The sequence below is a fragment of the Olleya sp. YS genome (genome assembly GCF_029760915.1).
In the GTDB taxonomy this organism is placed as follows: domain Bacteria; phylum Bacteroidota; class Bacteroidia; order Flavobacteriales; family Flavobacteriaceae; genus Olleya.
Genome location: NZ_CP121685.1, coordinates 1,014,487 through 1,036,473, shown reverse-complemented (window position 1 = coordinate 1,036,473; position 21,987 = coordinate 1,014,487). Strand labels below are relative to the sequence as shown.

The 21,987-nt window shown below is 31.8% G+C and carries 19 protein-coding genes; 12 read left to right on the top strand and 7 right to left on the bottom strand.

Annotation, left to right across the window (positions count from 1 at the left end; genetic code table 11):
- Positions 1 to 65: 65 nt before the first annotated feature.
- From atpG to Ollyesu_RS04780, 9 genes are all read left to right on the top strand, one after another.
- Positions 66 to 926, top strand: coding sequence for an ATP synthase F1 subunit gamma (gene atpG / locus Ollyesu_RS04820; RefSeq protein ID WP_279302668.1), 861 nt, complete (start codon positions 66 to 68; stop codon positions 924 to 926).
- A 168-nt stretch (positions 927 to 1,094) separates the two neighbouring features.
- Complete coding sequence (locus tag Ollyesu_RS04815; RefSeq protein ID WP_279302667.1) at positions 1,095 to 1,556, top strand: hypothetical protein; 462 nt, start codon at positions 1,095 to 1,097, stop codon at positions 1,554 to 1,556.
- 23 nt (positions 1,557 to 1,579) lie between these two features.
- Positions 1,580 to 2,041, top strand: coding sequence for a hypothetical protein (locus Ollyesu_RS04810; protein ID WP_279302666.1), 462 nt, complete (start codon positions 1,580 to 1,582; stop codon positions 2,039 to 2,041).
- A gap of 54 nt (positions 2,042 to 2,095) precedes the next feature.
- Complete coding sequence (locus tag Ollyesu_RS04805) at positions 2,096 to 3,520, top strand: oligosaccharide flippase family protein (protein WP_279302665.1); 1,425 nt, start codon at positions 2,096 to 2,098, stop codon at positions 3,518 to 3,520.
- 49 nt (positions 3,521 to 3,569) lie between these two features.
- Complete coding sequence (dut, locus tag Ollyesu_RS04800; protein ID WP_279302664.1) at positions 3,570 to 4,004, top strand: dUTP diphosphatase; 435 nt, start codon at positions 3,570 to 3,572, stop codon at positions 4,002 to 4,004.
- A gap of 84 nt (positions 4,005 to 4,088) precedes the next feature.
- Positions 4,089 to 5,108 (top strand): sugar phosphate nucleotidyltransferase, encoded by a 1,020-nt coding sequence (locus Ollyesu_RS04795; RefSeq protein WP_279302663.1) that lies wholly within the window; start codon positions 4,089 to 4,091, stop codon positions 5,106 to 5,108.
- 66 nt (positions 5,109 to 5,174) lie between these two features.
- Entirely contained in the window at positions 5,175 to 6,539 is a 1,365-nt protein-coding gene (locus tag Ollyesu_RS04790; protein WP_279302662.1) for a tetratricopeptide repeat protein, read from the top strand.
- The gene (locus Ollyesu_RS04785) at positions 6,539 to 7,312 is read left to right on the top strand and encodes a DUF4292 domain-containing protein (protein ID WP_279302661.1); all 774 of its coding nucleotides are present in this window, start codon (positions 6,539 to 6,541) and stop codon (positions 7,310 to 7,312) included. Before Ollyesu_RS04790 ends, Ollyesu_RS04785 begins: the two co-directional genes overlap by 1 nt.
- A gap of 3 nt (positions 7,313 to 7,315) precedes the next feature.
- A complete protein-coding gene (locus tag Ollyesu_RS04780; protein WP_279302660.1) occupies positions 7,316 to 8,548 on the top strand; it encodes a peptidoglycan DD-metalloendopeptidase family protein in 1,233 nt (410 codons plus the stop codon).
- Here Ollyesu_RS04780 and Ollyesu_RS04775 read toward each other — a convergent pair whose 3' ends face one another.
- Together Ollyesu_RS04775 and Ollyesu_RS04770 are read right to left on the bottom strand one after the other, a co-directional pair.
- Complete coding sequence (locus Ollyesu_RS04775; RefSeq protein ID WP_111658880.1) at positions 8,549 to 9,058, bottom strand: acyl-CoA thioesterase; 510 nt, start codon at positions 9,056 to 9,058, stop codon at positions 8,549 to 8,551.
- Positions 9,059 to 9,235: 177 nt separating this feature from the next.
- Positions 9,236 to 10,171 (bottom strand): SPOR domain-containing protein, encoded by a 936-nt coding sequence (locus tag Ollyesu_RS04770; protein WP_279302659.1) that lies wholly within the window; start codon positions 10,169 to 10,171, stop codon positions 9,236 to 9,238.
- 106 nt (positions 10,172 to 10,277) lie between these two features.
- Between Ollyesu_RS04770 and dprA the strand changes: the two genes are divergently transcribed.
- Positions 10,278 to 11,381: a DNA-processing protein DprA gene (gene dprA, locus Ollyesu_RS04765; RefSeq protein WP_279302658.1), complete on the top strand. Its 1,104-nt coding sequence runs from the start codon at positions 10,278 to 10,280 to the stop codon at positions 11,379 to 11,381.
- Between the two features lie 291 nt (positions 11,382 to 11,672).
- Positions 11,673 to 16,187, top strand: coding sequence for a T9SS type A sorting domain-containing protein (locus tag Ollyesu_RS04760; RefSeq protein ID WP_279302657.1), 4,515 nt, complete (start codon positions 11,673 to 11,675; stop codon positions 16,185 to 16,187).
- On the opposite strand, the gene trpS is transcribed toward Ollyesu_RS04760, so the two are convergent.
- Positions 16,184 to 17,152, bottom strand: coding sequence for a tryptophan--tRNA ligase (trpS, locus tag Ollyesu_RS04755; protein ID WP_279302656.1), 969 nt, complete (start codon positions 17,150 to 17,152; stop codon positions 16,184 to 16,186). The two genes, Ollyesu_RS04760 and trpS, sit on opposite strands and share 4 nt — an antisense overlap.
- Positions 17,153 to 17,254: 102 nt before the next feature.
- Here trpS and Ollyesu_RS04750 point away from each other — a divergent pair, with 102 nt between their 5' ends.
- A complete protein-coding gene (locus Ollyesu_RS04750) occupies positions 17,255 to 17,992 on the top strand; it encodes a lysophospholipid acyltransferase family protein (protein WP_279302655.1) in 738 nt (245 codons plus the stop codon).
- Between the two features lie 80 nt (positions 17,993 to 18,072).
- On the opposite strand, the gene Ollyesu_RS04745 is transcribed toward Ollyesu_RS04750, so the two are convergent.
- From Ollyesu_RS04745 to recA, 4 genes are all read right to left on the bottom strand, one after another.
- Positions 18,073 to 19,590: a hypothetical protein gene (locus Ollyesu_RS04745; protein ID WP_279302654.1), complete on the bottom strand. Its 1,518-nt coding sequence runs from the start codon at positions 19,588 to 19,590 to the stop codon at positions 18,073 to 18,075.
- Positions 19,591 to 20,133 carry a sigma-70 family RNA polymerase sigma factor gene (locus Ollyesu_RS04740; protein ID WP_279302653.1) on the bottom strand — a complete coding sequence of 181 codons (543 nt, stop codon included), beginning with the start codon at positions 20,131 to 20,133 and terminating at the stop codon, positions 19,591 to 19,593. It lies immediately after the preceding gene.
- Between the two features lie 30 nt (positions 20,134 to 20,163).
- Entirely contained in the window at positions 20,164 to 20,568 is a 405-nt protein-coding gene (locus Ollyesu_RS04735) for a hypothetical protein (RefSeq protein WP_279302652.1), read from the bottom strand.
- 97 nt (positions 20,569 to 20,665) lie between these two features.
- Complete coding sequence (gene recA, locus Ollyesu_RS04730; protein ID WP_279302651.1) at positions 20,666 to 21,670, bottom strand: recombinase RecA; 1,005 nt, start codon at positions 21,668 to 21,670, stop codon at positions 20,666 to 20,668.
- Positions 21,671 to 21,987: the final 317 nt, after the last annotated feature.

Here is a 21,987-nt window from a genome sequence, read left to right as displayed (position 1 = left end):
ATAGTATTTAGTGTTAAGAGACTTATTCTAAATCAACTTTACACTAATACTTAATACTATAAAAGATGGCAAATTTAAAAGAAATACGTAACAGAATATCTTCAGTATCTTCGACGATGCAGATTACCAGTGCCATGAAAATGGTATCTGCTGCTAAGTTAAAGAAGGCTCAAGATGCGATTACTGCAATGCGTCCTTATGCAGATAAGTTAACAGAGCTTTTACAAAGCTTAAGTGCAACTTTAGATGCAGATTCTGGAAGTAAATTTGCAGAACAACGTGACGTAAACAATGTATTAATTGTTTCTATTACTTCTAATAGAGGATTATGTGGTGCTTTTAATTCTAACATTATTAAGCAAACACAGCATTTAATTTCTAATGTATATGCTGGTAAAAAAGTAGCTGTATTAGCAATTGGAAAAAAAGCAAACGATGCATTTTCAAAACAAGGTATTGTAATCGACAATAAAAGTTCTGTTTTTGATGATTTAACTTTTAATAATGTTGCAGACATAGCAGAAATGCTAATGGATAAATTTACTGAAGGCGAATTTGATAAAATCGAAATCGTTTACAATAAATTCAAAAACGCTGCGACTCAAATTGTAATGACAGAGCAGTTTTTACCAATTGTACCAATTGAAGGTGAATCAGAAAACAATTCAGATTATATTTTTGAACCTTCAAAAATTGAAATCGTTGAGCAATTAATACCTAAGTCGTTAAAAACACAATTATACAAAGGGATTAGAGATAGTTTTGCAAGCGAGCATGGTGCACGTATGACAGCCATGCACAAAGCAACAGATAATGCAACCGAGTTGAGAGATCAATTAAAGTTAACCTATAACAAAGCACGTCAAGCAGCTATTACTAATGAAATCCTTGAAATTGTTGGAGGTGCAGAAGCATTGAACAATTAGACGAAGCGATAGCGAGTCAAATTTTCAATAAAGAGAAGCTTTATATAACTAATTTTTCATTTCTACATAGGCAGAAATCTATAATAATACACTAAAACCTTATTCAAATTGAATAAGGTTTTTTTATGGAATACATTTTGATTAATTACCTTTATAAAAAACATAATTATGCAATTCTTTAAATACCTAAGCGTTACTATTTTATCAAGTATTCTTTTTATGCAATGTTCAAGTACAAAACAACTTCAAAAAGAAGCGTCTTTTAAAACAGATCAAGCCTATTATCAAACATGGGTTGCTGGTGTTAGAGGTGGTGGTTCAGGTATTAATATATTTATTCCTGTAACCTCAGAATTAAAAAATTTGAAATTGGATAGTTTGTATTTTAGACAACATAAAATGGCGTTAGAAACAAAGCCAAATAATCCAAACTTATATATAGGACGTATCTTAACTAAAGCTAATCAAAAAGAAGGCTTTAAAGAGACGACGACTAAAATACCTTTTGACTTGAAACAAAATGAAGCTGTTTTAAGTTATATTGAAAATGGTGATATCAAGTATTTTAAAATTGAAAACATCATAGAGAAACCAGCAGAACAATATCCAAGTGCGCCTCCAAAAAACTAATAAATAACCATTAACCAAACAAAATGAAACCTACTATTACAATTAATGTATTGCTATTATTGATTATCACTTCAATCTTTAGTTGTAAACCCTCACAATATGCTTTTCAAAAAGAGGCACCATTACAAATAACTCGTGCATATTTTAATAATTGGACTACTGGAGTTAAAATAGGTAGTGTGGGTGTTAATATCTACTTTGCTAATCTTATTCCAGAACAAAATATTACAATTGATAGTGTTTATTTTAGACGAATGAAAGGTAAGTTACATGAAGGTAAAGGGTTGTATAAATCCAGATTAACTAAAAGATTGACTAACGCAGAGGATAATGCCTTAACAACAACTGGTTTTTTCCCTTTCAAATTAGGCAATAGAGAGTGTGCTATTAGTTACATTGAAAATGGCGTGACTAAATACTATAAAGTTGAGTATGTCGCAGAGAAAGAAGGCGTTTACTATCCTGATGGTCCACCAAACGACTAAGGTTTTTTAAACTGCTACAAATTCAATACATTTAAGCCTAATTAACAAATTACTTTGAGCGTACTAAAAAAGTTTTTTAAAGACACTATTATTTATGGTTTAGCAACCGTTTTACCACGTCTAATGAACTTTATTTTAGTACCACTTCACACAGATAAACTAAAAACAACAAGCTACTCGGATAACACCACATTTTACGTTTATGCTGCATTTTTTAATGTGTTGCTAACCTACGGAATGGAAACTGCGTTTTTCAGGTTTTTTTCTAAATCTGAAGAAAAAGATAAGGTCTTCTCCACTACATTTATTAGTTTAATTGTGACCACAGTAGTGTTTTTAATTGGTGTATTGCTGTTTAATCAGCAACTCTCTGTATGGTTAGATATAGACCCTAAATACTTTAAACTTTTAATTGGATTACTAGTATTAGATACATTGGTTGTTGCACCATTTGCCTATTTGCGAGCAACAGGACGACCAATAAAATTTGCTTCAATTAAGATTGCAAATGTTATGATTTATGTTGCACTTAATTTTTTCTTCCTTTGGGCAATACCAAAGTTTGGAATGGATTTTTCGTGGTATGATAAAACCGATTTAGTGCAATATATTTTTATAGCCAATTTAGCAGCAAGTATTTTTACATTTATACTATTAACACCTTACTTTTTTAAAACTAAACTACAGTTTAGTATCACCATCTTTAAACAACTTTTAAATTATGGTTGGCCTATTATGGTTGCTGGATTGGCGTATGTGATTAATGAAAACTTTGACAAATGGATTTTACCACATCTAATGGATAAAAACATTAATGGTGCCTACAGTGGTTGTTATAAAATTGCTGTATTTATGACCATTTTTATACAAGCCTTTCGTTTGGGTGCAGAGCCTTTTTTCTTTTCGCACGCCAAAGAAAAAAATGCCAAAGAAACCTATGCTTTAATCATGAAGTATTTTGTAATTGCAGGAAGTTTGATGTTGGTATTTATCATTGCGTATTTAGATATTTTTAAAATGCTATTAGTCAAAGACGAAAGCTATTGGATAGCCATTCAAATTGTGCCAATAGTACTTTTAGCTAATTTGTGCTTAGGAATTTATTTCAATTTAGCCATTTGGTATAAGCTAACCGACAAAACTAGATACGGTATGTATTTATCAATAGTTGGAGCCATAATCACCATTGTATTTAATATTTTATTAATTCCAGAAATAGGGTTTATAGCAGCAGCTTGGGCTACTTTAGCAGCTTACGGAATAATGATGATTATATCCTATTTTTTAGGTCAAAAACATTATCCAGTACCTTATAATCTAAAACAAATTTTAGTCTATTTAGGTATTGCAATTGTACTATCTGTATTAGCCTTACAAACCAATTCTAACTATTATCTAAATACCGTTTTAGTTTTAGTATTTTTGGGATTAATTGTTCTTTTTGAAAAAAAGGAACTCAAACAATTATTAAAAAAATAGACACGTATCACTCTGAGCGCAGTCAAAGAGTTTAGGAATAATAAATAATATGCAAATTAAAATAATCAACAAATCCAATCATGCTTTACCACATTACGAGACTGTAGCGTCTGCAGGTATGGATTTAAGAGCAAATATGCAAGAATCAATAACGCTTAAACCATTAGAACGAACTATTGTTAAAACAGGCTTGTTTATAGAATTACCTATTGGTTTAGAAGCACAAGTTAGACCAAGAAGTGGTTTAGCTGCTAAAAAAGGGATTACTGTATTAAACGCTCCAGGAACAATAGACGCCGATTATAGAGGTGAAATAGGTGTTATTTTAGTCAATTTATCAAATGAAAATTTCATTATTGAAAATGGCGAACGTATAGCACAATTAGTTATTGCAAAACACGAACGTGCAGAGTGGAAGCAAGTTGAAACGCTTTCTGAAACCTCAAGAGGAGAAGGAGGTTTTGGGAGCACAGGAGTAAAATAAAAGAGAATGTCAGGTCGAGCGCAGTCGAGACCTAATTATAATTAAAGTTTAATTAAAAAGATACCTGCTTTCGTAGGCAATTATATGAAAATAATAGTCCCAATGGCTGGACGAGGCTCTCGTCTAAGACCACATAGTTTAACAGTACCAAAACCACTAATTCCAGTTGCTGGACAACCTATTGTCCACCGATTAGTAAAAGATATTGCCAAGGTATTAAACCAACCAATAAATGAAGTAGCTTTTGTTTTAGGCGATCCAGCATGGTTTGGAGATGAGGTAGTATCAAGTTTAAAAGAATTAGCAACCAGTTTAGGTGCAAAAGCATCCATTTATAGACAAGATCAACCGTTAGGTACTGGACATGCCATTATGTGTGCTAAAGACAGTTTATCTGGACCTGCAGTTATTGCTTATGCAGATACCTTAATTCGTGCAGATTTCAATTTAGATCCAGAAGCAGATGCAGTGATTTGGGTAAAACAAGTGGATCAACCAGAAGCTTATGGTGTGGTTAAGTTAAATGAGCAAAAAGAAATTGTAGAACTAGTAGAAAAACCGGAACAGTTTGTTAGCGATTTAGCAGTTATAGGTATTTATTATTTTAAAGAAGTTAGTCAATTAAAAGACCAGCTTCAAAAGGTATTAGATAATAACATTATTAATGGAGGAGAATACCAAATCAACGATGGTATTAAAGGGATGATGGCAGATAATAAAATATTTAAAACAGGTGAGGTTAGCGAGTGGATGGACTGCGGAAACAAAGCCATAACATTAGAAACTAACCAACGTATGCTAGGCTTTTTAAAGGTTGATGGAGATGAGCAATTAGTATCTAAATCTGTTAAAAATGAAAATTCAACGATTATAGAACCTTGTTATATAGGCGACAACGTCATACTTAAAAACGCCACAATTGGACCTTATGTATCAGTTGGGAATAATTGTACTATTGAAAACTCAACCGTTAAAAATAGCCTAATTCAGAACCATACTACTATAAAAAATGCTAATTTAGACGAGGCTATGATTGGTAATCATGTTAAGTTTGATGGATCATTTACTAAAATTAGTATTGGCGATTATTCTGTTTTGGAATAATAATTGAATCTTAAAGATAAACGGTAAGATAATTACCTAACTAGCTAGTCTAAGCACAGAAAATTAATGAAAAAATCTATTTACATATTTATGCTAGTTTTCGGAATCTTTATGTTTCCTCTACACAACCATGCGCAAATAGATGAAGATACTCCTCCCAATGATGATTTAGGTGATGTGTCCGATGCGTATCAAGAACATTTTTTTGAAGCCTTAAAGCAAAAAGGGATAGAAAATTACCAACGCGCAATTGAAAACTTACTAAAATGTATAGAATTAGACGATTCTGATGCTATTTTATACTTCGAGTTAGGAAAAAACTATAATAAACTTAAAAACTTTGGTGCTGCAGAAGAAGCATTAAAAGAAGCAGTGAGCAAAATTCCTGATAATGAGTGGTTTTTAGATGAATTATACAGCACATATATTCAGCAAAAAGAATACAAAAAAGCCATTAAAACAGTCAAGCAATTGGTTAAATACCATCCAGATTACAAAGAAGATTTAGCTAATATCTATATGCAAACAGGCGATTTTAAGGAGGCTTTAAAAATCTTAGACGAGTTGGATGATGAATTAGGAATCTCTAAAGAACGCGATATACTAAGAAACCGAATTTACAATGCGACTGGTCGTAAAAAAGACCAAATAGAAAATTTAGAAGAGCGCGTTGATAAAAACCCAGAGTCTGAAGACACTTATCTAAGGTTAATCTATCGTTATAGCGAGAATGGTGATGTTAAAAAATCATTTGAAACTGCCAAAAAACTATTGGAAGTTAACCCTAAATCAGAGTTGGTACATCTTGCATTATATAAATTTTATTTAGATGAAGGCAGTAATGATAAAGCTATACAGTCTATGAAAATTGCTTTGCAAAGCTCAGAAATTAATCCAGAATCTAAAATAAAAGTATTAGCAGATTTTGTAAAGTTTGTTAGTAAAAATCAACAGTATGAAACTGATTTGGTTGAGGTGACAGCAATGTTAACTAAAATAGAGTCTAGCGGTAAAACCTTAGTAGAATTAGCACAATATTATTTGCTAAAAGGCGAAAAACAGAAGGCACTTAATTTTTATGAAGAAGCACTTCAAAAAGAAGAAGAAAATTTTGGGATTTTAAGAAACATCATCTTATTGCATATAGATTTACAACAGTTTGAAGAAGCTGAAAGAAAAAGTGATCAAGGGTTAGAGGTTTTTCCATCTCAACCAGTATTATATTTAGCCAATGGAGTGGCTTTAAATTATTTAAACAGACCTAAAGAAGCAATTGACAGCCTAGAAATGGGTCTGGATTATATTATTGAAGATACTAAAATGGAAATAGATTTTTATAAGCAATTGGCTAAAGCCTACACAGCGACTAACAATTTTTCTAAAGCAAAAACGTTTAGTGATAAGGCTAAAAAATTAGAAGGTTTAAATTAATGACATTTAAAAAAAATATAACGTTTGCAATACTTCTTTTAGTGGTTATAGTTTCTGGCTGTAAAGGTTCAAAAACCATAATGTCTGATGGTAAAATTAACACCAAACTAACAGCAAAACAGCTTATTAAAAACAGCAATAAGGCTACAACAGATTTTACAACTTTAGTTGGAAAACTAAAGTTAGAATACATTCAAAAAGGGAAATCTGACGGAACAACAGTTAGTTTTAGAATGGAAAAAGATAAAACTATTTGGATGAGCAAATTAGGCATTGCTAAAGTCTTAATTACACCAAATAGAGTGGCATTTTACAACAAATGGGACAACACCTATTTTGATGGCGATTTTGCCTATTTAAGTGATTTGTTAGGTACAGATCTAGACTTTTATAAAGTTCAGAATATGTTGTTAGGTCAATCATTGTTTAATTTAGAAGATGATACATATGAGATTTCAGCAAATGATACATCATATATTTTACAACCTAAAAGACAACGTGACTTGTTTGAGTTGTTCTTGTTTGTAAATCCTTCGCATTTTAAGATGGATTCCCAAGAAATTGCACAACCTAAAGACAAACGCATCTTACATATTGACTATTTGACGTATCAAGAAGTCGATAAAAAAACACTACCAGAGCGCACTAAAATACTTGCAATTGAAGATGATGAGCAACTAGTTATAAACCTAGAATTAAAATCGGTAAAGCTAAACGAAGAGGTTCGTTTTCCGTTTACTATTCCTTCAGGTTATAAAAAAATCGAGCTGTAATTTATGAAGTATAACACCTTACTTGTTTTAGTGATTGGTTTTGTACTACTTGGCAGTACTTCCGCTTTAGCGCAAAAAAACAAAATAGACCAATTAGAAGCTAAACGGTTAGAGATAAAAAATCAAATTAAACAGATTAATAATTTACTGTTTAAAAACCAGTCTAAACAAAAAAGTCAAACCTCTATTATTGAAGATTTAAACTACAAGCTTGGTGTTAGACGCAATTTGATAAAAGTCACTAATCAACAGGCTAATTTGATTAATAGAGAGATTAATACTAATCAAAAAAAGATAACAGCATTACGCGATGAGTTGGAAGTATTAAAAGCCAATTATGCTAAAACCATCCAAACTGCTTATAAAAATAAAAGAAGCCAGAATCGGGTTATGTTTTTGCTGTCTTCTAGTAATTTTAGGCAGGCTTACAAGCGTTTACAGTACATGAATCAGTACTCTAAATACCAAAAACAACAAGGCGAAGACATTAAACAAAAAACCCTAAAGCTTCAACAGTTAAATTTAGAATTAGCTCAACAAAAAGCAGATAAGGATAAATTAATTGCTGAAAATAAAGACGTCCAAAAAGCTTTGGAAGCAGATATGAAGCAGCATGAAACAGTGATGGCTGCCATAAAAAAAGATTTAAATAAATATACTGCACAGATTAAAAAGAAACAGCAAGAAGCTAGAGAAATAGATCGAGAAATAGATCGTATTATCAAAGAAGCTATAGTCAACTCTAACAAAAAAGCAGGAAAAAGTACAACTACTGCTAAATCCTCGACCACCTTTGCATTGACTGCAGAAGCTAAATTAATTGCAGCAGACTTTTTAAATAACAAAGGAAAACTACCTTGGCCAGTAGAAAAAGGGTTAGTAAAAGTAAAATATGGTGTACAACGCCATCCAACTGACGCTTCATTAACTATTAACAGTAGTGGTGTGCGTATTGCAACAGAAGAAAACGCAATTGTTAGAGCAGTTTTTAAAGGCGAAGTACTAAAAATTATTGTTCAAAAAAGAGGAAATCCAACAGTATTAATCAAACACGGAGATTATATTACAGCTTACCATAATCTTAAAAAAATATCCGTAAAACCTGGAGATACTATTGAAACTAAACAAGAAATAGGCGAAGTGTTTACTAATAGTGAAGGCGAAACCTTATTGTGGTTTAGTTTATATAAAAACAACAAATCTGTTAATCCTGCAGAATGGATTTATAAGATGTAATTACTCAAAAAGCGCCTTTAACTCAGTTGCATCATTAGGTTTCATTTTACCTGCTAATACTAGACTTAATTGTTTTCTGCGTAAAGCACCTTGGAAACGTTCAATTTCTAACTCGGTTTCTGGGACTAATTCTGGGACACGTACAGGTCTTCCTGTTTCATCTACAGCAACAAATGTATAAATGGCTTCGTTAGCTTTTGCTTTTACGCCAGATTCTCTGTCTTCTATCCAAACATCAATATATATCTCCATAGAGCTTTTAAAGGCTCTAGACACCTTGGCATCAACTGTCACCACGCTACCTAAAGGGATGGCTCTATTAAAAGCCACATGGTTTACAGAAGCGGTTACTACAATACGTCTAGAGTGTCTTCTGGCACTAATGCCAGCAGCTCTGTCCATTCGTGCTAATAATTCGCCACCAAACAAATTATTGATTGGGTTGGTTTCACCTGGTAAAACCATATCTGTCATTATTGTTCTAGAATCTTTAGGTGTTTTTGCTTCCATTAATTGTTTAAGAATGTGTTTCCGAAACCTCGGAACTATAATTAAGCTACAAAGGTAAACCGATTTAAAATTTCAGCCATAATATTTAGAATTAATTAAGAGTTAAGCATTTTAAAATAAAAAAGACCTTTCAATATTAATTAAAAGGTCTTTTAAAATAGGTTTAAAGTGTTACACTTAGTCTAACTTTTTAATAAGCAGCCAAGCATCTTTGTTGTGTTCTTTTCTTATAGTGTTTAAAGCTTGTAAGGCGTCTTGTCTGTCTGTATAACTCGCATAAGCGACTTGATGTAAGCCATATTTGTTTTCGCCTATTTTACGTGCTTTAAATCCTTTGTCTTGTAATTGTGCAACTTTTTTATCGGAGTTTGCTTCTACCCTAAACGCACCAGCAACCACATGATAATTTCCAGTTTGTTTATTAACGTTTAACGTAATAGCAGGTAACGGATTACTAATTACAAAAGTAGCTTCTTGAATGTTGCTTTCTAATTGTTTATTAGCCTCTTCTTGAGCTATTTGATTGTGTTGGTCGACGTTATTAACGTAGTTATTAAAACCAAAACCAGCCATTCCTAAAGCAACAACTGCAATTGCAGCATATTTTAAATAGGATTTACTTTTACGTTTTTCTGGTGTTACAGCAATTGGGACTACTTTTTCAATAGTTTCTACTTCTTCTTTGTATACCTCACGCGTTACAGCAGGAGACACAAATTGAGACAATCCAAAAGCATCAGTTAAATAATTTAAGTGGTATGATGGACTAAACTCTATTTTACCATGACTGTTTAATACTAAATCACCAATATTTTCAAAGCTTAGCGTTTCGCCTTCAATTAAATAAGATTTTAAAGACTTAACACGTTTAGATAAGTTTTGTAAAGCAGTTTCAAACGGTATTTTTTCTACATCTGCAATATAGTGTGCTAACAAACCATCATTGGTTTGTATTTGCTCGTTAAACGACAGTCGTTTTTTTGGTGGATAAAATGCATTGGTACTTTGGTGTACTTCGGCAGATTGACGTTGTGTTAAAAACGATCCAAACTCTGGAACCGTAACACAGTCATATCTGTATAATAAATCACTGATATATTGTTCTAATTGCATAATAACAAAGTTAGAAATTTTTAAAAACCAATAAAATTTAGCAGGTATTAGTTATTAACAGGCTTAAATTTCTTTTCTTGTAGTTTCAAAATCAGCGATATAAAACATGAAAGACGAGCAATTATTGCACATTTTGGCACTTCAACACGTCTCTAAAATAGGCGATACAACCGCAAAAAAGCTAATTAACCATTGCGGAAGTGCAGAAGCAGTATTTAAAGAAAAGAGGCAAAATCTATTAAAAATTGATGGTATTGGAGATATTATTTTAAAAGAAATTTATAAATCTAACCATTTAGAAGCTGCAGAAAGTGAGCTTAAATTTATTAAAGACGAAAACATTAAATACCATTATTTTACAGACGAGTCTTATCCTGAAAACCTAAAGCATTGTATTGATAGCCCAATTTTATTGTTTGAAAGCGGAAACATAAACCTTAATAATAAGCATATTATTAGTATTGTTGGTGCTAGAAAAATAACAACTTCTGGTATTGCGTTTTGCGAAAAACTAGTTGAAGATTTAGCTATTTACAACCCAATTATAGTTTCTGGATTTGCTTATGGTACAGATATTACAGCACAAAAGGCAGCAATAAAACACAAACTACAAACTATAGGGTGTTTAGCTCACGGACTAAACCAGATTTACCCTAAAGTGCATAAAAAGTATGTAGCTGAGGTCGAAAATAATGGTGGATTTTTTACCGATTTTTGGAGTAGCGATGCGTTTGACCGTAATAATTTTTTAAAGCGCAACCGAGTTATAGCTGGTTTAAGCCAAGCTACTATAGTTATTGAGTCAGCCGAAAAAGGAGGAAGCCTAGTAACCGCAGACATAGCCAATTCTTACAATAGAGATGTTTTTGCTGTTCCTGGTCGTACAACAGATAGCCAAAGCGTGGGTTGTAATAATCTAATCAAACAACAAAAAGCACATTTGCTATCAACTCCGTTAGATGTGCCTTACATCTTAAATTGGCAATTAGAAGATTTAAAAAAACCTGCAGTACAAAAACAATTATTTGTCGAGTTAGATACTGATGAAAAACAAGTTTACAATTATCTAAAAGAGAATGATAAGCAGCTGTTAGACGTTATAGCTCTAAATTGTAATATGCCAACGTATAAATTAGCAGGAATCCTTTTAAACATGGAATTAAAAGGAGTAATTAGACAGCTTCCCGGAAAATTATTTGAGATTATTTAATTGATTTTTAGATTGTGAACATTATTATCAATGACGAATATCTTGTCATAATGTACGATTATGTACTAGAAAACAGCATTAGTGGGTTTCCTATTAATTATCTCATGTTTACTGCTTACTTTTATATTTAATCTAAAAATATAATGCGTTACGTATTCAATCAAAATAAGTAAATTGATTACTATTTTTTTAGTTATTAATTTTACTAAAAGCGGACAGTCTATATTATCAATACCGTAAGTCATGGTAAAACAATTGAGTGTAATTTTATTAAACTTAGCCATATATATTATGTGCCTAGGTGTTTACGCTCAAAATGAAGAACCAATGCTATTTACCTGCGGAGAAATAGAGGACACTAACGCTATTGACCAATGTCAAAATAACAGTCATTTTACATTAGACAATCATCAAAACTTAAAGCATAAACTTGAAGATGTTTTAGTGGATAGATTTGGAAATCAGCATCATAAACAAATTAATGTTACTCAAACAGGTCAATTTAGAGCAATACCATTAACACCAGATTATATTTCACCAGAAGGATTATTTTCAGTGTATTTAACTGATAATGTTTTAGATGGAAGTATTTCAGATTTTAATAATAATGTAAATTTTAGAAATGTTATTGCTCAAATATTTGCCGATTTAGAGCAAATTATCATTGAGAATCCTTCAACAGGAGTCGTAGAACCTGTCAAATTTGAAATAGAATCTAATTATACAGTTAGCCAGACTTTAGCATCTGCATCATCCTATTATAATTATGCTTCAGTACCACCTGGAACTATTGTAGAAGGTGAAGTTTGGAAAGCCATAAATACAGGTTCTAACGATGCTAATTCTTGGGATGGCTACATTAAAGTAAATTTTTTCCATTCGTGGTACAGTGATTATACTAATCCAGCAGGAATTTTCGGCACTAATTCTTTTGACATGTATGCAGTTTTATTACATGAAATTATGCACGCATTAGGGTTTGCTTCTGGAATAGACGAAAACGGAAACCCTAAAAACGGAAACACTTACTTAAAATATGATAATTTATTGCATAATGATTTAGGTGACGATTTAATTGTCAATACTGGAACCAATTGGGTGTTTAATAGTGCGTTAAACATTAATACTATTACTAATGGCTGTCCAAGCACATCAGAAGTTAGATTAGGAGATAACGATTTACCTGTACATACTCCTGCAACCTATTCTGCTGGATCTAGTTTAAGCCATATAGATTTAAACAACGACTGTAACTTTCCTGTAAGTGACTACATAATGGCTTATGCAGTGACTGTAGAAAGTCCAAGACGACCTAGTCCAGATGAGTTTGACGTGTTTTGTAATTTGGACTATAATCTGTCTACTCAGTTTGGAAATAACAATATTATAGAGTTTGGTAATCCTGCAATTGTAACTAGTTTAAGTAATCACCCTAGTAATATTGTGTCGTACAGTAGTTGTGCACCTTTGGTTTTTGCTGTAAATGATTTTCAGGATCCATTAACACAACCTACCATAGATAGTTGTCAAGGTTCTGTTTTAAGCATTTTAGAACAAGATTTATTGAGTAATGACGTGTCAGACTTAGGATTACAGCTAGAAGTAACAGATTTAAGCTTAAATGGAAACTTAATAACAACCTTTACTGGAACAGCACCTAACCGAACATTTTTAGTAACGCCAAATACCGTAGGAAACCTTCAGTTAACCTACAAACCAATGGATACTGCTGGTAATTTTGGTAATACAGCTTATGTAAATATCATTGTTACCATTTGTAATACTTTAAATTGTATTAATGCTAGTACTTGTAATTTAATATGTAATTCTGAATTTTTAGATCCAACATTAGCAAATTTACCATCGTTTAATCCATTCAACATGGCGTATCATATGAATACTAACGGAAATGGACCAAGCGAATTAGACGGTTGGTTTGCAATGAATGGTAGCCCCTCATTTTACGATTTTTCTATACCTTGTACAGAATCACAATGTGGTAATATTAATTATTTTAATCTTCCAGGTAGTACAGGTGAAGGCGCTGTTGCGTTATATGGTTGTACTTCGGGTCAACCCAATAATGGGGAAGCAATATTGACCAATGTTAATGTATTTAATAATGTAAATTATTTACTTTCGGTTAACAGAAATAAATGGATTATTAATACAGCAGCAAGCTACCAAGTTTATTTAAGTGATAACAATGCTATTAACTCTGGTAGTTTTACTGGAGGTTCCTGTGGTGGAACTGTAGATATTTTAAACGGTTTACCTGTTCAACAAATTGCTTCAGAAAACAATATTACAAGCAATCAATGGGAACAATCATTATTCTGTTTTACCGCTAATGATGATTATCAAAGTTTAATTTTAAATGCTTATTCAACCACTAATACTAATAGTAGCGTTTTATTTGATAATATAGAATTAATAGAAGATAAGTTTGTTACTAATAGTGCAAATATTCAAACATCTTACGATTTAATTTGTGGTCAAGATGCAGAATTGGGTCAAGAACTGTGTTTGGTATCCAATCTAGAATACCAATATTGGGATGTTACTGATCCATCTAACCATTTTCAGCTAACTAACGCGTTAGTAACTACAAATTATTATGTAAGCGATTTAAATAGTGCCGAAGTTATATTAAATGATATTCAGGCAAATGTCAATCTAGAATTAAGACGTGTGTTTAATAGTGTTTTTAGCGTGCCTATAAACACTAATGCTTGCGATGTTGTACTTCCTATTACTATTAACGTACAACCAGAAGCACCTCAAAATGCAGATTTCACTTATACAGTGGATGTTTCAAATTGTTTGTCTTACACTTTTTTAGCTAACGAAACTTACGAAACCCATGAATGGGATTTTGATAACGATGGAATTATTGATCTTACAGGAGCTGGTAATGATACTCAATATACCAATCCTGTGTTTGTATTTCCAGCAGAAGGTATTTATACTGTGACACATACAGTTTATAACGAGTGTGGTAGTTTAACAACACAAGAAAACATTTTAATAAGCTGTACAAATCCTTGTGTTAATTCTACCACTTGGGATGGAAGTACTTGGGATAACGGTTTACCAGATTTAACTAAAGAAGCCATTATAAATGGTAATTATAATACATCTTCCTTTAATAGTTTTAGTGCTTGTGCACTAACTATTAATGCACCTTTTGTGTTAGAAATTAGTTCATTAGATTATGTTGAGGTAGAAAATAACACGATTGTTTCAGGACAAATACTAGTCAATCACACAGGTGCTTTTGTGCAGAATAGCGATACAGGCGTGTTCTTTTTACAAGGAAATGGATCTGGATCAGTTCAAAAAATAACAGCAGTAACTAATTCCAATACAGAGGTAACTTATATAAGTAGTCCTTTAAACGGAAGTACAGTAGGTGATATAATGTCCAATAACACGCTGATAAATAATTATAGGTATTGGTTTAATTCTGCTAATTTTCAGGATTCATGCTATGAGACTTTTAATGATAATACCTGTGTACCAGGATTAGGAGTAATATATGATGGGATAGACGATAATGGTGACGATTGGGTGTTAGCCAATTCTAATTTAATTTTGGAACCTGGAATAGGTCTAGCTGTCAGAGCGTCTAGTAATACACCAATACCATTAAGTTTTACTGGTTGTTTTAATACAGGTAATATTAATGTTCCAGTTACAAGAAATGATTTTGAAATTGGAGACGATAATCCTATTTTTATTGGTAATCCGTATCCATCAGCTATTGATGTAGATGCGTTTTTAGAACGTAACATGCATAATCATCCTCTTGGAACAAATACGGATGGTGTCATTGATGGCTTAATACTTATATGGTCACATAACACCAGTGCAAGTGCAACTGCAAACGGTAACCAAGCACTTAATTTTGATTCTAGTGATTATGCAATGATTAATCTAACAGGTGAAATTGCGGGAGGAGATATAGGCAATGTACCTAATAGGTTTATACCTTCTGCTCAAGGTGTTTTTGTCAACTATTCAGATAATGTACCTTCATCTAACGGAACTGTGTTTTTTAATAACACAATGCGAGTAACTGATAACAACAATCAATTTTTTAGAGCTTCAAATAGTTTGGAAAATAAAATATGGTTTAACCTAAGTTCTGACACTGGAGTACATAGTCAAATTTTATTAGGTTACGTCAACAATGCTTCAGATGCAGATGATGGAAAAGCCTATGATGCTTTTGAACATGCGCCTTTAGGACAAAACGCTTTAGTGTATTTTAACATTCCTCAATCCAATAAAAAGTTTGTCATTCAGGGTAAAGCTTCTAGTAGTTTAACTGTAAACGAAGTCGTTTCGTTAGGGTTCTTCTCCTCTATACAATCACCAACAATATTTACTTTATCTATTGATCATTTTCAAGGTGATTTTTTTAATAATCAAACTGTTTATTTAAAAGATAATGCGCTAAATGTTTGTCACAATTTAACAGCTCAATCCTATTCTTTTTCTTCAGAAATTGGAAACTTCGCAAATAGATTTGATGTTGTTTTTGATTCTTGTGAATCACTTGGTATTTCAGAAAACACCATTGATGACATTGCAGTATTTCCTAATCCAACCAAGTCTATATTAACAGTAAAATCGAAGACAGAAATAGCTTCATTAAAAGTATATAATAGTTTAGGGCAATTAATTTTAACTGAAATAAATGCTAATCAATTAAATATATCTAATCTTAGTGAAGGCGTTTATTTTTTGAAAATAAAGGATATTAACAAAAGATTTAAAATGGTTAGAATTATTAAAAATTAATACCCAACCTTTTTTCTAACTCTTTTTAGTACGTCATCTGCAACAAGCTTAGCTTTTTGTGCGCCTTTAGCTAAAGCGTCATCAATTTCATTTAAGTTAGCCATAAAGTGGTTGTAACGTTCGCGTTCTGTTTTAAAGGTGTCTAAGATTAACTCATATAAAGCTTGCTTAGCATGACCATAACCGTAATTACCGTTTTGGTAATTATTTTTCATAGTCGTTATATCTTTTTCTGAAGCTAATAAACTATACAAAGCAAAACAGTTACAAGTTGACCAATCTTTAGGGTCTTCAAGTGGTGTGCTATCAGTTTCTATAGACATGATTTGTTTACGCAATTTCTTTTCTGGTAAAAAGATATCAATAATATTGCCTTTACTTTTACTCATTTTTTCGCCATCTGTACCAGGAATCAGCATGGTGTCTTTTTGGATTTTGGCTTCTGGTAGCACAAAAGTGTCTCCCATTTTTGCATGAAAACGTGAAGCAACATCACGCGTCATTTCAATATGTTGTTCTTGATCTTTTCCAACAGGAATTATCTGTGCATCATATAATAAAATATCTGCAGCCATTAGCATAGGATAGGTAAATAGTCCACCATTAACATCATCTAATCTATCAGCTTTATCTTTAAAACTGTGTGCCAGCTCCAAACGCTTAAAAGGAAAAAAACAGTTTAAATACCAAGCCAATTCAGTAACCTGTGGCACATCGCTTTGTCTATAAAATACAGTTTTATCAATATCTAATCCAAATGCTAACCAAGTAGCAGCAGTAGAATAAGTGTTGTGTCTTAAAGTTTCACCATCTTTAATTTGAGTTAAAGAATGTAAGTCTGCAATAAACAAAAACGATTCGTTTTTTGCATCATTTGCTAATGCAATAGCTGGTTTTAATGCTCCTAATATATTCCCTAAATGTGGTGTTCCTGTACTTTGTATTCCTGTAAGTATTCTTGCCATGCTCACATTCCGCTAAAGCGGAATCTTTTTTAATTAAACTTGAAAGCAAAGGTAATTTTTTTAGTAGAATAGCTCAATAAATTTAATTAGTTTTGACAGCTAATGATAGTATTTAAGTATATTTTTTGGACATTATATCGTATTTGGTTCTACATTTTAGTAGCATTACCCATTATTATTTTATTTCCTGTTTTATTACTATCTATTTCAAAAGAGTCTTGGTACCCTTATTTTTTTAAGCTAGCACGTTTTTGGGCAAGATTTATTTTAGTAGGTATGGGTTTTATAACCAAAATTGAATATTTGCAAAAACCTGTTCCAAAAAAAAGTTACATGTTTATTGCTAACCATACCTCAATGGTTGATATCATGCTCATGCTTGTAACTGTTAAAAATCCGTTTGTATTTGTTGGTAAAGCTGAATTGGCAAAAATACCATTGTTTGGTTTTTTCTATAAACGTACTTGTATTTTGGTAGATAGAAGTAGTGCTAAAAGCAGACAGGCTGTGTTTTTAAGAGCTCAAAAAAGATTGAAACAAGGGTTAAGTATTTGTATTTTTCCGGAAGGCTTAGTTCCAGAAGAACATATTTTGTTAGACGAGTTTAAAGATGGTGCATTCCGTTTGGCTATTAACCACAAAACTCCAATTGTGCCTATTACGTTTCTGGATAATAAACAAAGATTTTCTTACACTTTTTTTAGTGGTGGACCTGGAATTATGAGAGCTAAAATGCATCAATTTATCCCAACTGAAAAATTGACTATTGAGGACACAAAAACGCTGAACCAAAAATCAAGAGAAATTATTTTAGAAGAATTACATAGTGTAATAAATTAAAAAAGTTACTCTGACACAGAGTAACTTTTTTCATCATTGCTTTCCCTATTAAAAGGGACACTTTAAACTAAAAACTAAACTTAAAATCTATAACTAAATCCAGTATATAACCCTAAAATGTATGGATTAAAATTACCAGATGTATCATTAAATGCATTTAATTGGTACTTAAAAGTAGGTTCAAGGTTAAAAATCAAAGTATTATTAAACTTGTAATTTAAACCAATACCCAAGTTGGTACTAAAACTAAGCGGATTGATATTATTAGCTTCTCCTATTTTTGTTTTGGTTCCATTTAAATCAGATATAACTTCGTTGTCATTTAATACAAAAGAACTGATTCCTCCAATTAAATTAATACCAAAGCGTTTATCTAATAGTTTGTATTCTATTTCTAGAGGGATTTCATAATAACTCATACTTTGATTAATAGCTGCGTTAAAGCTTTTACTAACCTCCATTACACTTACATTTTTGGCACTAATCATATTTAATTGATGACCATTACTTGTGCTTGTAAAATCTACATTTTTAAGCGTAGCAGTGTTGTCTGTATTGGTTGTAATTTTTTCGTAAACCACAACATCTTCTGTGTTGTAACTTAAATTTAGACGATTAATACCAGATCTAACAGTTAGTTTGTCATTTAAAGCATATCCTACTTTTACTCCATAACTGGTGTTAACTTGTCCGGATTTGTCATTTTGATTAAATTGTTCATGTATGTGAGAGCCTTGTCCAAAACTGTTGTAATAAACAGGCGCAATGTTAGCATTAACACTCCACCTGTTATTTACTTCCTCTTTTTCAATAAGGTCTTCAGTATTATTTTTAGCAATAGCATCCTCAATAGATGATTTTTCTTGCTCTTTATTTTGTTCTTCTATTTTGTTTTCGACAATAGCGTCATTGATGCTATTGTCAAGTTTATTATTGTCTAAAACACTTTTATCTTTATTAAGATTTGTGTTAACAACGTCTGAGTTATTATTAATTCTATTACTCTTGTCTGTAGTCGACACATTGGTGTTTTTAGCAACTGTGTTAGTGTTATTTTGATTAGAAATAGCGTCTTGTTGGTTTACATGTAATGGGTTGATTTTATTGGATACATTTGCCGAACTAATTGTTGTTTTGTTAGCTTTATTGTAGTTAGTGTTTTTATCACTAGAATTAGAGTTTGGATTATCTAATGCTTTAGGATTATTAGTGTTGACTATCTGAGAATTATCAATTGTATTAGAATGATTTATGTTGTCTTGGGTGTTAGAATCATTCCCTTTTGTAGGTTTAATAAAAACATCCTTTGTAGTATTATTTATAGGTTTTTTATTGTCAATTGTATTATTCGAATCAACTGATGATGGTAGTTCTGAAGTGTCAGTAGCGTTTAATATAGACTTTCCTAAAAATAATAATAGGGCTAAAGAAGCAGCAATACCAGATAGCTTAAGCCATAATGGAATAATTGCTACAGACTTATCTTGGTCTTGTTGTAATTGAGATTGTATATTTTGCCAAACCTTTGGGTCTGGTTTGACATCAAACTCTTTAAATTTCTCTTGAAATAGACGATCTATGTTCTTTTTTGTACTCATTTATAACGATTGGGAGTTTAATCCCGTTTTATATTCTACTATTTTTTCTTTTAATATCTGTCTAGCTCTTGCTAAATTAGACTTTGTTGTTCCAGATGTTATTGCTAACATATCTGCTATTTCTTTATGAGAGTAACCATCTAATACATACAGATTGAAAACTAACCTATATCTGTCTGGTAACTCTTGGATGCATTTTAATAAAAAATCTATACTAACATCATCCTCTTCAATCTCAACATTTTCGTCAACTATTGCTTCTTCATTTACTATGTCAAATACCTTTTGTGTTCTGTAACGTTGTAACACAGTATTTATAGTGACTCGCTTTAACCAACCTTCAAAACTACCTTTGTTTTTGTACTGTTTTATTTTATCAAAAATAGTAATAAACGCATCTTGTAAATTGTCTTCTGCTTCTGCATGAGAACTTGAATACTTTAAGCTAACAGAGAATAACTTGCTTGAATAAAGCTGGTATAATTCGCTTTGTGCTTTAGTATCATTGGATTTGCATTTATGTATGAGTTGGTCTAAACTCAATTTTAAACAATGTATTGGTTAATACTTTTTTTACTCTATAGGTACTTCCATTATTAAATAAAAATCTTCACCTTGGTCATCCTCACCTTGCCAAAATTTAAATGTATAACTACCAGAATCAGAAGCTAAAAATTCAAAAGAACTTTCTTTTGCCATATTACTAGGTTGACAATTACCATTATCTGATACCGAATTGATAACAGCAAGAGTAATAACATTATCTTCTCTTACAGAATAAATATCATGAAAATAGTGACAATCTGTAGGTCTTAAGTAAGATATATCAATTTGATAAGTCTCACCTTGAGTAAAATATTCTGGCATAGATGCACTTGAAATCGGAACTGGTTCTAAATAGCTTTCTGGAGGATTTTTATCCAAACTACAAGAGGACAGCATACAAAGGACTACAATAGCAGTAAAAAGCTTTTTCATTTTAAATTAACTCAAGTTTGTTTATTGGTAGATGCACAAACTTCAAAAAGGTTGCGTCACTAATTAAAAAAATCCCGAATTAATCGGGATTTGTATTTTAAAGACTCTCTTTAATAGCTACTTTTATTTTTTCTTCTAGCTCCTCAAACAGTTCAGGATTATCTTTAATAATAAGCTTTACAGCATCTCTACCTTGTCCAAGCTTGGTGTCATCGTAACTAAACCAAGACCCACTCTTTTTAATTATTTCTTTTTCTACAGCTACATCTAATATTTCTCCAACTTTACTTACACCTGCTCCGTACATTATATCAAACTCAGCCATTCTAAAAGGTGGTGCGACTTTATTTTTTACTACTTTAACTCTGGTTTTGTTACCAAGTACTTCACCATTACTGTCTTTAATTTGTGTAGAACGTCTTATATCTAAACGTACAGAAGCATAAAACTTAAGTGCATTTCCACCAGTAGTGGTTTCTGGATTACCAAACATAACACCAATTTTTTCACGTAATTGGTTAATAAATATTACAGTACAATTAGTTTTGCTAATTGAGGCAGTTAATTTTCTTAAGGCTTGAGACATTAAACGTGCATGTAATCCCATTTTAGAATCACCCATTTCACCCTCAATTTCACTTTTAGGTGTTAAGGCTGCAACCGAGTCAATAACAACAATATCAATTGCTCCAGAACGAATTAAATTATCAGCAATTTCTAGTGCTTGCTCACCATTATCTGGTTGAGATATAATTAAATTATCAATATCTACCCCTAGTTTTTCTGCATAAAATCTATCAAAAGCATGCTCTGCATCTATAAAAGCAGCAATTCCACCTGCTTTTTGTGCTTCTGCAATAGCATGAAGGGTTAACGTTGTTTTACCAGAAGATTCTGGACCATAAATCTCTATAACCCTACCTCTTGGGTAACCACCAACTCCCAATGCAATATCTAAACCTAAAGAACCAGATGGGATAGCATCTACATCAACCACTGCTGCGTCACTCATTTTCATCACAGTCCCTTTTCCGTAAGCTTTATCTAGTTTATCTAATGTTAATTGTAATGCTTTTAGTTTAGCGTCTTTTTCTTTACTCATACCTCGTTTTTATTAAAATTTCTATGCTAAAATACTACTTTTTTAAAGAAATTTAATTTTCTCACGCAACCTTTTTAAAGTTTTTGCATCTACTTATTGAAGTGGAAAAATTATGCTATGAAAAAGAATTATTTATACCACTTTTAAAATGTTAATCCTTGAAAATTTTTAAGGTATGAAATATTTAAAAAGATTAGTTTTTACAAAAACATTAGGCGTTTCAGTTGCTATTCTACTTAATAGTAGTTGTAAAGCCGATGGAGGTTAACTCGTAACATTTTTTAATCCAAAACATTAAAAAATTATTAACGAGTTAG

Coding starts and splice junctions, on each gene's coding strand:
- atpG (WP_279302668.1), top strand. CDS start 66: ATGGCAAATTTAAAAGAAATACGTAACAGAATATCTTCAGTATCTTCG.
- Ollyesu_RS04815 (WP_279302667.1), top strand. CDS start 1,095: ATGCAATTCTTTAAATACCTAAGCGTTACTATTTTATCAAGTATTCTT.
- Ollyesu_RS04810 (WP_279302666.1), top strand. CDS start 1,580: ATGAAACCTACTATTACAATTAATGTATTGCTATTATTGATTATCACT.
- dut (WP_279302664.1), top strand. CDS start 3,570: ATGCAAATTAAAATAATCAACAAATCCAATCATGCTTTACCACATTAC.
- Ollyesu_RS04795 (WP_279302663.1), top strand. CDS start 4,089: ATGAAAATAATAGTCCCAATGGCTGGACGAGGCTCTCGTCTAAGACCA.
- Ollyesu_RS04790 (WP_279302662.1), top strand. CDS start 5,175: ATGAAAAAATCTATTTACATATTTATGCTAGTTTTCGGAATCTTTATG.
- Ollyesu_RS04785 (WP_279302661.1), top strand. CDS start 6,539: ATGACATTTAAAAAAAATATAACGTTTGCAATACTTCTTTTAGTGGTT.
- Ollyesu_RS04780 (WP_279302660.1), top strand. CDS start 7,316: ATGAAGTATAACACCTTACTTGTTTTAGTGATTGGTTTTGTACTACTT.
- Ollyesu_RS04775 (WP_111658880.1), bottom strand. CDS start 9,058: ATGGAAGCAAAAACACCTAAAGATTCTAGAACAATAATGACAGATATG.
- Ollyesu_RS04770 (WP_279302659.1), bottom strand. CDS start 10,171: ATGCAATTAGAACAATATATCAGTGATTTATTATACAGATATGACTGT.
- dprA (WP_279302658.1), top strand. CDS start 10,278: ATGAAAGACGAGCAATTATTGCACATTTTGGCACTTCAACACGTCTCT.
- Ollyesu_RS04760 (WP_279302657.1), top strand. CDS start 11,673: ATGTGCCTAGGTGTTTACGCTCAAAATGAAGAACCAATGCTATTTACC.
- trpS (WP_279302656.1), bottom strand. CDS start 17,152: ATGGCAAGAATACTTACAGGAATACAAAGTACAGGAACACCACATTTA.
- Ollyesu_RS04750 (WP_279302655.1), top strand. CDS start 17,255: ATGATAGTATTTAAGTATATTTTTTGGACATTATATCGTATTTGGTTC.
- Ollyesu_RS04745 (WP_279302654.1), bottom strand. CDS start 19,590: ATGAGTACAAAAAAGAACATAGATCGTCTATTTCAAGAGAAATTTAAA.
- Ollyesu_RS04735 (WP_279302652.1), bottom strand. CDS start 20,568: ATGAAAAAGCTTTTTACTGCTATTGTAGTCCTTTGTATGCTGTCCTCT.
- recA (WP_279302651.1), bottom strand. CDS start 21,670: ATGAGTAAAGAAAAAGACGCTAAACTAAAAGCATTACAATTAACATTA.